The 13,073-nt window shown below is 46.5% G+C and carries 10 protein-coding genes; 8 read left to right on the plus strand and 2 right to left on the minus strand.

Going from position 1 to position 13,073, the window contains the following annotated elements:
* Positions 1-76 precede the first annotated feature (76 nt).
* From DCMF_RS18730 to DCMF_RS18760, 7 genes are all read left to right on the plus strand, one after another.
* Positions 77-1,627, plus strand: a complete 1,551-nt coding sequence (locus DCMF_RS18730; protein WP_214658726.1) for a spore germination protein — start codon at positions 77-79, stop codon at positions 1,625-1,627.
* Positions 1,627-2,727, plus strand: coding sequence for a GerAB/ArcD/ProY family transporter (locus DCMF_RS18735; protein ID WP_148135826.1), 1,101 nt, complete (start codon positions 1,627-1,629; stop codon positions 2,725-2,727). The genes DCMF_RS18730 and DCMF_RS18735 overlap by 1 nt, the downstream gene beginning before the upstream one ends.
* Positions 2,717-3,832 carry a Ger(x)C family spore germination protein gene (locus DCMF_RS18740; RefSeq protein WP_148135827.1) on the plus strand — a complete coding sequence of 372 codons (1,116 nt, stop codon included), beginning with the start codon at positions 2,717-2,719 and terminating at the stop codon, positions 3,830-3,832. The genes DCMF_RS18735 and DCMF_RS18740 overlap by 11 nt, the downstream gene beginning before the upstream one ends.
* Positions 3,833-4,083: 251 nt before the next feature.
* The gene (locus tag DCMF_RS18745; RefSeq protein ID WP_148135828.1) at positions 4,084-7,155 is read left to right on the plus strand and encodes an FAD-binding and (Fe-S)-binding domain-containing protein; all 3,072 of its coding nucleotides are present in this window, start codon (positions 4,084-4,086) and stop codon (positions 7,153-7,155) included.
* A gap of 632 nt (positions 7,156-7,787) precedes the next feature.
* The gene (locus DCMF_RS18750; RefSeq protein WP_148135829.1) at positions 7,788-8,315 is read left to right on the plus strand and encodes a nitroreductase family protein; all 528 of its coding nucleotides are present in this window, start codon (positions 7,788-7,790) and stop codon (positions 8,313-8,315) included.
* A gap of 207 nt (positions 8,316-8,522) precedes the next feature.
* Positions 8,523-10,382 (plus strand): SpoIIE family protein phosphatase, encoded by a 1,860-nt coding sequence (locus DCMF_RS18755; protein ID WP_236860063.1) that lies wholly within the window; start codon positions 8,523-8,525, stop codon positions 10,380-10,382.
* A 181-nt stretch (positions 10,383-10,563) separates the two neighbouring features.
* Entirely contained in the window at positions 10,564-11,451 is an 888-nt protein-coding gene (locus DCMF_RS18760) for an epoxyqueuosine reductase (RefSeq protein WP_214658727.1), read from the plus strand.
* Here DCMF_RS18760 and DCMF_RS18765 read toward each other — a convergent pair.
* Complete coding sequence (locus DCMF_RS18765; RefSeq protein WP_148135831.1) at positions 11,448-11,798, minus strand: DUF4870 domain-containing protein; 351 nt, start codon at positions 11,796-11,798, stop codon at positions 11,448-11,450. The genes DCMF_RS18760 and DCMF_RS18765 overlap by 4 nt on opposite strands.
* Positions 11,799-11,824: 26 nt before the next feature.
* A complete protein-coding gene (locus DCMF_RS18770) occupies positions 11,825-12,289 on the minus strand; it encodes a sigma factor-like helix-turn-helix DNA-binding protein (protein WP_148135832.1) in 465 nt (154 codons plus the stop codon).
* Positions 12,290-12,440: 151 nt separating this feature from the next.
* Here DCMF_RS18770 and DCMF_RS18775 point away from each other — a divergent pair, with 151 nt between their 5' ends.
* Positions 12,441-13,043 carry a PAS domain S-box protein gene (locus DCMF_RS18775; RefSeq protein ID WP_214658728.1) on the plus strand — a complete coding sequence of 201 codons (603 nt, stop codon included), beginning with the start codon at positions 12,441-12,443 and terminating at the stop codon, positions 13,041-13,043.
* Positions 13,044-13,073: the final 30 nt, after the last annotated feature.

Genomic DNA, 13,073 nt, shown 5'->3' on the forward strand with positions numbered 1-13,073 from the left:
CATATTTCGGGCCCCAAAAAAGAGGGCTATAAGACAACCAGTATTTTTAGGATCGTGGATGATTGGAGATGGCACCATGTTTTTTGATAGATTTATAAAAAACAAAAAAAGGCCTGTCCTTGCAAAAACGGCTTCTTCTGTAGGGCATACTGAGGGGATTAAGGGAAATGCTGAGGAAATTGCACAATATATCCTTCAATGTACAGGAACTCCCGGAGACCTGGTCATTCATCGTATTAAGGCTGATGAAAAAACTGTCGGAGCCATCATTTACTTAGAAACTTTAGTGGACGGGAATGTGCTGGGCCAACATGTTATTGAGCCGATCAATAAGTTTATCCGAAAGAATGAAGAGCCCCTTGGTCCAGGTAAAGTGCAATTAATTTTATCTGCGTCTAAATGCATGGAAATTGACGACCTCCATCATGCCATTGAAAAACTGCTGTCCGGATATGCATTAATCATTCTTAATGAAGTAAAAAGAATCCTTGCCGTATCACTGCTTAATTCCGCTAAACGACCTGTTGAAGAAGCACCCACGGAAAAAGTGATCAAGGGGCCGCGGGAAGGCTTTAATGAAACCCTCAATGACAACATCAGCATGATCAGGCGGTCCATCAAAGATCCCCATCTGAGACTGGAAAAGAAAACTGTCGGGGAACGGACCAAAACGGAAATTGCCGTAATCTACCTGGATGATGTAGCTAACCCGGATATCGTACAGGAAGTTCATAAACGCCTGGAGCAGATTGAGATTGACGGAATTGTGGAAAGCGGCTATATCGCCGAATTAATCAGTGACAAAAGGATAACGCCTTTCCCCCTTGTGCAGGAAACAGAAAGAGTGGACCGGGTAGTGGCGTCTATATTGGAGGGCAGAGTCGCCATCCTGGTAGACCGGTCCGCATTTAATATTATTGTTCCCGTTACGTCCAACGAGTTCTACCAGACCTCGGAAGATTTTTATTTCAACTGGATTACCGCTACAGGATTGAGATTGATCAGAGCCATCGGCACCATTGTAGCCGTTACTTTGCCCGGGTTTTATCTGTCCATGATATCCGTAAACCCGGAACTCCTGCCGCCTTCGGTGATTCAGCTGGAAGCATCTGCCCGTACCCAGGTGCCTTTTCCTGCCGTTTTGGAAATGGTTATTACCTTTTTTGCCTTTGAGGTCTTACGGGAGGCCAGTGTACGCTTTCCCACCAATATTAATATGATCCTGGGTGTAGGCGGGGGCATCGTGATGGGCCTTGCGGCGATCAACGCCGGTTTAGTATCCGGTATCACCGTAGCGATAGTCGTGTTTTGTGTTCTGGCCACTTTTACCACGTCCAATCTTGCCAAAGAACAGGCCTGGAGATGGGTGAGATACATCTTGTTTGCTGCGGGAGCAATCTTTGGCTTTATTGGTGTGATTGCCGCCGGTGTATTAGTTTTAGCTCATATGGCGGGGTTAAAGTCCTTTGGAGTATCCTATCTGGCACCCTGGGGGCCCCCCATCTTAACAGATATCGCAGATGCGCCCGCCCGGCTGCCCTGGTGGCTCAGCTACCGGCGCCCGCCTACTTACCGTCCCCGGCAGGAAGACAGAATGGGTAAAAACAAGGGGGAGGATGAGGCCTGATGTTAAAAGAAAAAACAGAAATCGGTCCCGGGCTTCTATTTATGGTTTTATTTGCCCCTTTGGTGGGCTATGGTTTAATGCAGTCACCCTACATAGCTGCCGAACAAATTGGCAACAACGGTTATTGGGGTTTTGTCCTGGCCTTTGTTCCGGCCGTTGGCTTAATCGGTATCTTAGACGCATTAGGAAGGAGATTTCCCCAAAAATCCCTGATCCAGTACCTGCCCGATGTTTGCGGCCCTTTCTGGGGAAGAATTTTAGGTTTCATTTATCTGCTCTTTATGATGGCAGTATTGACCATATCCAGCATTTTGGCCGTTTTACAGAGCGAAACATATTTTCTGTTCAGGACGCCTTCCTGGGCACTTATCCTGTTTTTTCTCGGCATTTCAGCGTATATCGCTCACCAGGGAATCGAAGGGATCGCCCGCTTGAGTGCCTTTGTTTTTCCGGTCACTTTTGTATTGAGTGTGCTGTCTATCGCTTTTTCTTTTCAAAATTTTGAACTGGATAATATCCGTCCCGTCTGTTTGATAGACGGTTTTAAGATTCCTTTGGGGGCTGTGCAAATGTTTTATCCCTTTTTTCCCCTGTCCACAGTTTTGTTGATCTATCCATACTTAACAGAAAAACAAAAAGGGTTTAAAACTATTTTGGGGGCTGCATCACTGGCTTTTATCATCATTTTGGTCACGATCGTAAACACCATCGGCAATTTCAGTGCCCCAGGCATATTAAGGTACAGCTGGCCTGTTATTGAAGTGACCCGAAAGGCGAACCTGCCCTTTGTCCTGCAAACCTTCGGCCTCTTTTTCACAGCGGCCTGGCTGACTCTAACGTTAGCGGGGACAGGGTTCTTCTATTATGTGTTGGCGGAAGGAAGTGCCCAATTATTAAGGAGACTAAACTATAAATGGTTTACCCTGGTTTTATTCCCTTTGATCTATTGTCTCATGATGCTTCTGACCGGGGTGATTGAAGTACGCTATATTTTCTCATATTTTTGTGTCATAGGCGCTGCCTTAAGCCTGGGTATTCCTTTATTGGTATGGTTTTTGGCGGTGATCAAAAGATGGGGTGAGAAAAAAGATGCTGCGTAAGACTTTATTACTGCTCCTGTTTTTTTCGATGACGATAATTGCCGCCGGCTGCTGGGATGTGCAGGAGATAGCCCGGCGGGGGATATCTTGTGCGGTTTTCTTTGACATCGGCAGTACCAACCGGGTGAAACTGGGTGTTTCCGTTCCTGTACCCGGTACCCAGATTCCACCGGTGCAGGGAACAACCCAGCAGTTTGAAAAACGCCATTTTATCATTTCAGGTGAAGGGAAGTCCGCCTTGGAGGCCTGGACACAAATCCAAAGCAATTCTGCCAGTGATATCTTCTTCGGCCAAGTCAGAAGCATTATTCTTTCCGAAAAAGCAGCCCGGGGAAATATCAATGATTTCTTAGATTTTATAGGCCGCTTTCCCATAGTTCCTCCCAACACCAATATCTTAATAACCAAAAGTGATCCGGAAAAGCTCCTGGATATCAAAAATGAGGCTAACTATATCCCGGGTAATTATATTGACTTTTATTTTCAGGTCCCCGGCAAAAGAACCCTGGCTTTGCCCTTGGATCTTTGGCGGGTTAACTCTATTCTGGATAAAAAATGGCAAGACCCCTATTTGCCCATCATTGAGCAATCCCAGGGCAGTTACAGGATTGCGGGAACGGCGCTTTTTTCGGGGAGCCGGATGGTAGGAGAGCTGAATATGGATGAAGCTCAGACGCTGGCTCTAATCAGGGGGGCCGATGTTGGATACTTGACAGTTCCGTTGAGCAAGGGCGAGCTCGTGGCTTTTCAAAAGATCAAATCACAAACGAAAATTGAACCCACTGTTTCCCGTACCAATAGCATTACTTTTAACATTAAGGTTAAAATCGCAGGCGGAGTTGTTGAAAGCCGGCCGCGCCGTGAGATTTCCCTGGAGGAAAAGAAAAGGATAGAAAAAGAAGCAGAAAAGCTAACCAAAAGAAAAATTGCAGACCTGCTGGCCAAACTTCAAAATCTGAACACGGACCCTGTTGGCTTTGGGGGCAAGCTGCGCATCAAATACCCTAAACAGTGGGAGGCTATGGATTGGCACCAGGTCTATCCGGCAGCCAGGCTTAACGTGGAGACTAAGTTTTCAATTAAGTCAACGGGATTGTTCCGATAACATAATCCCAGGGGGCATAATGACTATGTATTCGGAAAAAGCTCATTTTAATATTTAAAACGTTTTCACCCCGGCTAGGGGAATAATCAATCCGAAGGGGATCTAACCATACAAAAAATAAGGGTATAGACCATTGGCTTTTAGACCTTACCTGATTGACATGGATAAAAAAATTTGTTAATATACCTATAGGGGGTATAGGTAGTTTTAAGACTTTTGATTAAATATAAAGATTGGGGGAGGTTCGGGAAATGGCTCATTTGTCAAGTGAAATCAGAGAGCAATTAAAGGCCCGCTGGGAAAACCGGATTAACTTTGATGAATTGGAACGGAAAATATATGCCCGTGATATGGGCGTGATGCCGTCTATGATTAAACCTTTAGTCGGCAATCCGGTTCCGGAGGGGATTGTCCAGCCTGTTTCCGAAGCGGAATTGATCGAACTGGTAAACATGGCCCGGGAAGAAAAAATCAACCTGGTGCCCAGAGGCAAAGCGACCTCGGGCTACGGAGGGGTTCTTCCCGTGCACCAGGGTTTAGTGGTGGAATTTAACCGGATGAAGCAAATTCACCCCATCCATGCGGAAGATCAAACCGTGACCGTGGAACCGGGAGCGGTTTGGGAAGAAGTAGAATTTCATTTGAATCAGCACGGGTTAACCTTAGCACTCTATCCTACCAGCGCCCTTTCCTCCACCGTAGGCGGGTGGTTGGCCCAGGGAGGGGCCGGTATCGGCAGCTTCGAATACGGCTATTTCCGGGAAAACGTGGTTTCCGCCCGGCTGGTGTTGGGAGACGGCTCTGTCCAGGAAATGAAAGGACAGGACTTGGACCTGGTCTCCGATGTCAACGGCATTACCGGTTTGATCAGTCAGGTTACTTTCCGGGTAAAACCTTTGACCCAGCTGCATATAAAGGCAATTGCCTTCGACGATTGTAGGAATCTGGCTTCCTTCATGAAGGAGATTTATGACCGCAAAGTTCCTCTTTGGTCGGTATCTTTTATCAATCAGGATGCCGCCCGTTTGAAAAATCAGCTTCCTCCCCATTTGCACCATGGACATCCGGTCGTTGATGCCCACAAAGTAATGTTACCGGAAAAGTATATCGCCCTGCTTTCCTGCACCCATGACCGGTGCGATGTGGTCACAGAAAATGTTTTGGCATTGGCTGCTGCCCATCACGGACAGGTGTTAGGGGAGGAAATTGCCCGGCATGAATGGGAAGCCCGTTTCGAACCGATCCGGGCCAAAAGGATCGCTCCCTCCTTAATCCCCAGCGAGGTGGTGGTGCCGGTGGAAACATTAGGTGAAGTAATTGAAGAAATTGCCCGGGATATCAAGCATCCCTTTATTTTAGAAGGTTTTGCCACGAATAAGCGGGAATTTGTTTTGCTGGGATTTATTTTGCATGACGAGAGAAAAATCTATTTTAATCTGGCCTACGGTTTATCTTTATCCATTTTAAAGACCGCCCAGAAATTTGGGGGAAGGCCCTATGCCACCGGCCTTTATTTTACCGGTTTTGCCCACCAGGTTCTCGGTGAAGACCGGGTGCAGCGGCTGCGGGATTTTAAAAGCCGTACCGACCTCCAGGGAATCATGAATCCGGGGAAGGTCCTGGACAGCAGTTTGGTATCTGCGGGAATCGGTGTGGCCGGCTTGTTTGAACCGATTGTGAAGGTATTTGGCAATTGGGCCAAAACCAAAGAACCGGGAGAAGTCTTTCAAGATAGGAAAGGAATTCCCGGGGATGTGGCCTGGTACGCCTATGCCTGCTCCCAGTGCGGCTACTGCGTGGACCATTGCGACCAGTATTATGGCCGGGGCTGGGAATCCCAGTCTCCCCGGGGCAAATGGACCTATCTGAAGATGGTTTTGGAAGGGGAAGCGGCCTTCAACCAGAAGACGGTGGATACCTTTTTGGCGTGTACTACCTGTGAAATGTGCAACAAGACCTGTCAGTTGGATTTACCCAATGAATCCTCCTGGCTTAAACTGCGGGGAATGCTGGTGCAAAAACGGGGTTACCGTACTTTTCCGCCTTTTGAGATCATGGCAAATTCCTTGCGCCGGAACGGCAATATTTGGGGGAGTTATGCCAAAGACCGGGATCAGTGGATGACGGATGAAATCAGGACGGTGGTAAAAGAAAAAGCGGATTATGCCTTTTTCCCGGGGTGCACCGCGTCCTATGTGGAGCATGATGTGGCCCAGTCAGTGGCACATTTGCTCAAGGCCTCCGGAATTGAGTTTGCCTACCTGGGGAAGGAAGAACGGTGCTGCGCCATTCCCATGCTAGTTTCCGGGCGCTGGGAAGTCTTTGACGAAACAGCAGCCAAAAACATTGAAAACATGAAGAAAACCGGGGCTCATACCGTTGTTACGGCATGCCCGGCCTGCTGGCTGGTCTGGGAAGTCTATTACCGGCAATGGGCGGAAGAACGGGGCGTGGAGTATCCTTTTCATGCCAAACATTATGCCGATGTGCTGGCAGAACGGATTAAAGCCGGGGCGTTAACGCTGCCGAATAATGTGGAGCGCAAGGTTACCTATCATGATCCCTGTCATATGGGCCGGGCCGGGGGCCGGTATGAAGGGCCCCGTACCTTGATTCAGGCCATTCCGGGATCTCATTTCCGGGAAATGCGCTTTCATAAGGAGAAGGCCCACTGCTGCGGCTCGGTGCTTTCTCTGGTGGCAGACCCGGATATCGCCGCGGATATCGGCGCCGTTCGTCTCCAGGAAGCCCTTGAGTGCGGAGCGGATACGGTGATTACGGCTTGTCCCTGCTGCCGGGTGCAGTTGAAAAATTCGGCCGATGTAAAGGGCGTGCCTATTCAGGTAAGAGATTTAGCTACCTTGGCTGCGGAGTCTTTAGGCTGCCGGATTCCTGATTCAGACCCGGTGATCGATGAAAAATGGGCCGTATTTGACGGCATGATCCGGATGATGACGCCCTGGGGAATGGCGGAGATGATGGCGGAGATGATTCCGGATATGATTGAAGCCATGCCGGACCTGTACCGCAGAATGATGCGCATGGTAATTGCATCTCCTCCCGTAATGAAGGAGCCGATGATCGGGATGATGAAGCGGGTGATGCCTTCCCTTTTCCCCAGCCTTTTGCCGGGAATGATGCCGAAGATCATGCCGGCCATGCTGGAAAAGGTAGCCCAGGCCGTCCCCATGCCGGAATATTTGCTGGAGCAGATGCCGGACCTGATGCCGAAAACCATGGAAGTGCTCATGCCCAAAATGCTAAAAGAAATCATTCCTCATTTTATGCCTAAGATGGTGGAATATTTGAAAACAGCATCCTGATTTCCCTGAATGAGCCGAGGGAGGGAGCGCCTTTTTAACAGGCCTCCCTCTCTCGCATTTTCTGGGAACGTAAAGCTGATCCCGGGATGGTAAAAATCCTCCAGTTTTTCTAAACAAGGTAGAAATCTAGTAACAATATAGGTATAATTTAGATAGAAAAACGATCCTACATCTTCTTATACCTATGAAAGCAAGCTTTTGGTTTACCGGATGAGGAACAAAACATAGAAGGTGGTATAAAAAGTATGTCATCAGGACTGCTGCGTTGGATTACTGGGGCACATCTTTTTCTGGGAGCTTGGATTTTTATAGGTTATGTGGTTTGGTGGGAAATCAATCATGCTACGGGAAGTCCCTTTTGGATGCATGTTCGTATCGCCGTTTCTTGCATTATTACCCTGATTCTGTTGGAGATTTCTCTCAATTTAATGGGAAAGACCCATATTGTTCCAAGGCTTCCCTACTCCTTTTAACGTCAGCGCCGGGTGGGGTAGGCCTGAGATTTTATTTCAGAACAAGCCACTTTTTGCCTTTAGGGGCGGAAAGTGTTATTATTTTTGGTAGGAAAAAACAGGACATAGGGGAAAACCTTGTTACCCTCACTAGTATTTAGAAGAAAGGAGAGTCCAGGCATGCTTTTTATGGAACTGGCCAAGAAAAGGTATTCGGTACGGAGTTATCGGAACATTCCGGTAGAGGAAGAAAAACTGAGACAAATTCTTGAGGCGGGCCGAATTGCCCCGTCAGCGGTGAATTTTCAACCCTTGTACTTTATTGTGGTGCGGGAACCCGAATTGAAGAAAAGAGTGGCCGCCACTTACCGGCGGGACTGGATCCAGCAAGCCCCGGCGATCATTGTAGTTTGCGGAGACCACAGCAAGTCCTGGCGGCGGGCGGACGGGAAAGACCACTGCGATATTGATGCCGCCATTGCCATTGATCATATGACCCTGGCCGCGGTTGAATTAGGGCTGGGTACATGCTGGGTATGTGCTTTTAATTCTACGGACTGCCATACCGTATTAAACCTTCCCGCCCATATTGAAACGATTGCTTTGCTTCCTTTAGGATATCCGGCCGATGAGCCGGATCCGGAGCGCCATGCTGCGAGAAGAAAGAAAATGGAAGAAATGATCTGCTGGGACGGGTTTAACAAGTAAAACCATTTAAAAAGCCTGATCTCCTATCCGGAGGTTCAGGTTTTTTACTTTTCCAGGAAGGATAATGATCAACCGTTGTCGAAAAATTACCAACTATCTCTTTTCATGGGAAAAATGCGCGACGATACCCTTTGATGTCCTTTCTTTCGGGACAAAACAATCCAAATGTTTCGGCGTGCTATAGTTTACGATAAGTGGGGTATCGTTATGTTAAAAGAATTGATGGGTATTAACAAAGATCAGAAAAAAGATGTAGGAGATTTATTTGATTACAGTACGTTAAGGGTCATCATTCTGGCCAGCTTAGTTATCGTGTTATCTGCTTTTCTCATGGGCGGAATCAGCTATATGATTGCGGAAAAAGCCATCGTCAAAAAGATTAAGTCACAGGACTTGGTCTATATTGTCCAATCTGCAGCCGCGAAGATTGACGGGCGAATTGAACGGGCCAAGGAAACTGCTTTAATCCTGGCCCAGGACCCGGCCATTCTGGAATGGGTGAAAAGCGGGGAAAAGGACACCCGGATGGGAGATTATGCCCAGGAGCAAATTACCGATATTGCTCAAAATTATGACTACAGCAATTCTTTTATCGTCAGCAGTATCACGAACCATTACTGGGCAGAAGGCGGAAAATTGATTGATACCATGAAAATGAGCGACCCGGATGATTCCTGGTTTTTTCAAACCATTCAGTCAAAAAAGCCGGTCTCCGTACAAATAGATTTTAACAAGGAACGCAATGACACCTTCGTCTTTGTGGATGCGCTGATGGGAGATCTGAATCAGCCTTTGGCGGTAACCGGAGTAGGGGTCAATTTCAAAGATATTGTTCAAGAATTCCAGAACTATAAATTCGGGGAAAAAAGTAACCTGTGGTTAATTGACGAACAAGGGGACATCTATATTTCCGAAGATACCGAGCACACTGAATATAATATTGAAAGTTTTCTTCCCCTGGACATCAGTGCAAAAATCATTGCCCCGACGGAAAAAAGGGATTTTTCTCCCCACGTATTAGAGTATCAAAACCGGACGGGGGAAATCTTTGATTTAATTTACCTGCCTCTGAAATCAACAGACTGGAAGCTGGTGCTCCAGATCCCCCGGAAGGAAAGCCTGTCCATTGTTGATTCTGTGAAGCTAAATATGGCATTAGCCGGCCTGATCAGCATCATGGTTGTGGTTTTTATCTTTTATTTTATTTCCAGCAGAATAGCAAATCCCTATAAAAGAGCGGTTATTTTAAGCAAAGAGCTGGAAAGAAAGGTTAACGAGAGGACCCAGGAGTTAAATGAACAAAATTCCCGAATTATGGAGAGCATCGAATATGCGAAAATGATCCAGGAATCCGTCCTGCCGCCCAGAGAAGAATTAGAAAAAGCATTGGGAGAATACTTTACCATTTGGAAACCCCGGGACACAGTGGGGGGAGATTTTTACTGGCTGCGCAGGGGGAAAAAGGGGTTTGTTTTTGTGATTGGAGACTGTACCGGCCATGGGGTACCCGGAGCATTAATGACGATGGCGGTAAATGGTATTCTGAACCATATTGTGGATGATATTTGTGCGGACAATCCCGGACTGATTTTGAAAGAGATGAACCGTTTGTTAAAACAAACCCTTAACCGCAACGATACAGAAAATTTTGTAGAGGATGGCCTTGATGCAGGGATCATTTACAAGCCGTGGGATGGGCCAGTGGTTTTCGCCGGGGCCAAGATTTCCCTTTATGTGAAAAAAGGGGAACACTTGCACGTGATCAAAGGAAGCAGCAAAGGTATCGGATATCGAAGCACCGATTTGGAATATGAGTTTTTAAACTACGCCATCGAGTTGGAGGGCAGCCCGGTCTTTTATCTGGCCACGGATGGTTACATGGACCAGAATGGGGGAGAACAAGATTATTCCTTTGGCAGAAAACGTTTTGAAGAGGTAATTCATGGCTGTGATTCCGCATCTTTGGCAAAACAGCAGGAGATTTTCGAAAGAACTTTGGCAGAATATATGGCTGGTGAACGGCAAAGAGATGACATTACCGTAATTGCCTTCAAACTGACTAGTTAATAAAAGTTCCTGAGATCCGGAACAAATGCTTTCTTGTCCTGCAAATCCCTCTGCTCAGGTTTGCAGGTTTTTTATCATCCGGGGGAAAGAATTTTCCGCAGCCAATAGATGGGACGGAGAATGGAGGTTCTGGCAAGTATTTTTCTCTGAAAGAAAAATCATTTATAGGAGGGACGGTCCGATGGCACTGAGTTTAGAGAAACGGCTCAAACAATTAGCCGGTCAAGAAGGAATTGACGTGATCAAATTTACGGATGCGGCACCATTTCAGAACTATGCCCTGGAGGAATCCTCCAGGAGAGACCCTCGCATTGCTCTTTCCGATGCCAAGAGCGTGATCATTTGCGGAATTTACATCGGAGGATTCCAGGTTCCGGACCCCCAGGATCGCTCCATCGGCCGGTTTAGCAGGCTTATTCTTTCCAGTTTCTACTTTGATGTGGTGACCCCCCTCACCCCGCTGATCTCAGAACTGAAAAGCGAAGGATATGCGGCGATTCCTTGTGATGGTTATCAGGACCGTTCCGTTCTGCCCTTAAAACTTGCGGCCGTACGGGCCGGTATGGGCTGGCAGGGAAAGAACTCCTTGCTCATTACCAGAAATTACGGGAGTTTCATGGCTTTAGGGGGAATTATTACCAATGCGCCTTTGGAACGGGATGCTGGTGAAAAAGAAAAAGATCATTGCGGGAAATGTGAGGCCTGCAAAAAAGCGTGCCCGATGGGAGCCCTCCATGAACCCTACCGGTTAAATGTGGACAGGTGCCTTTCCTATCTCTTAGAAAGCCAGGGAGAGCTCTCCCAGGAAGTACGCCGAAAAATGGGCAATATGGTTTTAGAGTGTGATATTTGCCAGTCGGTCTGTCCCTGGAACAAAAAACAAAAGGCAAAATTCACAAAGGAATCTGCCTTGGGGAAACTGGATTTAAATGAATTTTTTAAACTGTCCCGTTTAGTTCAACTGTCCGAAGAAGAGTATCGTCAGTCCCTCGGGTACCGCCTTACGGGGGTGGATTATAATACTTTTCATAGAAATGTCATCTATGCTATGCGCAATGCCCCCTCTTAAATCTTAGCCACGATTCCTTGGATAAACGGGTAGGCATACAATCTTCCCTCGATTGCCCGCCAGGCCGCGATCAGAGAAGTGACCACCAAAATAATAGCCAGAATCAACAAGACAGGAACCAAAAGAAGGCCTACCAACACCATACATAAGAGTCCCACTACTAATCCCGCTACCAATAGCATGACGTGGGCAACTAATGCTTGTTTGGCATGATCATACACAAAAGGGTCATCTTTTTTCCATAGAAAAATTATCAGGGGAGCAATGATAAACCCCACACCACCTAAAAGATAGGCCAAATGAGCAATGACAGCGAGAAATTTTTGTTCGCCCGAAACATTTTCCATGCACTTACCTCCAAAATAGTATTTCACTATATACTATACAGAGATTTATGGGACTCTACAAATATTTTTTGATATTGTTCTTTCACTAAGTTCCGGGCCTGATATAAATCTTTTCTGAGCACTGGTTCCGGTTCATCTAAAATTTGCATCACTTCTTGGCGGGTCAGTTTTAATACATCATGAAGAATGAGAACAATTTTTTCCTTTGGAGGGAGGGATGACAGGCATTTTTCCACGGAGAGATTTCTTCTTATCTCACCATGAGCATACCGTTGTGCGGTGTGTAAGTATTCTTGACAAATGTTGGTGATCAGCAAATGGAGAAGGTCATTTCCGCAAGATAAGGCCGATATTTGATGGGTCACGGCAGCAGAAATCAAATTTACCGCGTGTTCTTCCTCTCCTGTCAAGCGGTAAGCCAGGTTATAGACTAAATGGCTGTTATGGTTGATACAATCGATTATTTCATGAATGGTCCCTGCATTTTTCATATTGAATCTCCCCACTAACTGCTCTTTATAACATAAGACGATAAATAAATTCGATGGGAACAAAAAATATCTGACCATCTTGAAACACGATTTTAGGAGCCTGCATGTTTGCCGACATCATCTTTAATTTTCACGAAAGGGGAAATTGATCGTGGATAAGCTTTTTGAACAAAACAATTTTTTCCGCACCCTATTTCATGCTATTCCGGTAGTGGTATTGGTTGCTGATGCCGAGGGAAGGGTCCGGGCGATCAATGACGCGACAGAGAAACTATTTGGCATTACCAGCCAGGAAGCTTTTCTAAAAAGAGGCGGGGAAGTCTTTAACTGTGTTTTTTCTACATTAGACCCCCGGGGCTGCGGTTTTTCGCCGGCTTGTCAGCACTGCCAGGTGAGAAAGACTGCCATGGCAGCGATAAAAGGCCAAAAATTAACCCGGATCAAGGCGCAGCTCCAAATTTCCTCTGCCGGAGAAATAAAAACGTTTAATCTCCTCATCACATCGGCGCCTATTCATTATGGGAAACAAACATATGCCGTTGTGGTGATGGAGGATGTGTCAAATATTGTTGAGCTTCAAGGATTGCTCCCCATTTGTTTTTCCTGTAAAAAAATAAAAAATGACCAAGGGTATTGGGATCAATTGGAAAAATATATTGAAAAGAATTCTGAAGCGGAATTTACGCACAGCATTTGTCCGGAATGTCTGACAAAATTATACCCTGACTATGCAGAAAAAGTAAACGCTGATTAATCGGTAAATAAAACCACTTGGGGTCCCCAG

It is taken from the genome of Candidatus Formimonas warabiya, from assembly GCF_002777255.1.
GTDB lineage: Bacteria > Bacillota > Dehalobacteriia > Dehalobacteriales > Dehalobacteriaceae > Formimonas > Formimonas warabiya.

Bases quoted from the DNA above. Each gene is read 5' to 3' on its own strand.
- DCMF_RS18760 (WP_214658727.1), top strand. From the start codon at position 10,564: ATGGCACTGAGTTTAGAGAAACGGCTCAAACAATTAGCCGGTCAAGAA.
- DCMF_RS18750 (WP_148135829.1), top strand. From the start codon at position 7,788: ATGCTTTTTATGGAACTGGCCAAGAAAAGGTATTCGGTACGGAGTTAT.
- DCMF_RS18740 (WP_148135827.1), top strand. From the start codon at position 2,717: ATGCTGCGTAAGACTTTATTACTGCTCCTGTTTTTTTCGATGACGATA.
- DCMF_RS18745 (WP_148135828.1), top strand. From the start codon at position 4,084: ATGGCTCATTTGTCAAGTGAAATCAGAGAGCAATTAAAGGCCCGCTGG.
- DCMF_RS18755 (WP_236860063.1), top strand. From the start codon at position 8,523: ATGTTAAAAGAATTGATGGGTATTAACAAAGATCAGAAAAAAGATGTA.
- DCMF_RS18735 (WP_148135826.1), top strand. From the start codon at position 1,627: ATGTTAAAAGAAAAAACAGAAATCGGTCCCGGGCTTCTATTTATGGTT.
- DCMF_RS18765 (WP_148135831.1), bottom strand. From the start codon at position 11,798: ATGGAAAATGTTTCGGGCGAACAAAAATTTCTCGCTGTCATTGCTCAT.
- DCMF_RS18730 (WP_214658726.1), top strand. From the start codon at position 77: ATGTTTTTTGATAGATTTATAAAAAACAAAAAAAGGCCTGTCCTTGCA.
- DCMF_RS18770 (WP_148135832.1), bottom strand. From the start codon at position 12,289: ATGAAAAATGCAGGGACCATTCATGAAATAATCGATTGTATCAACCAT.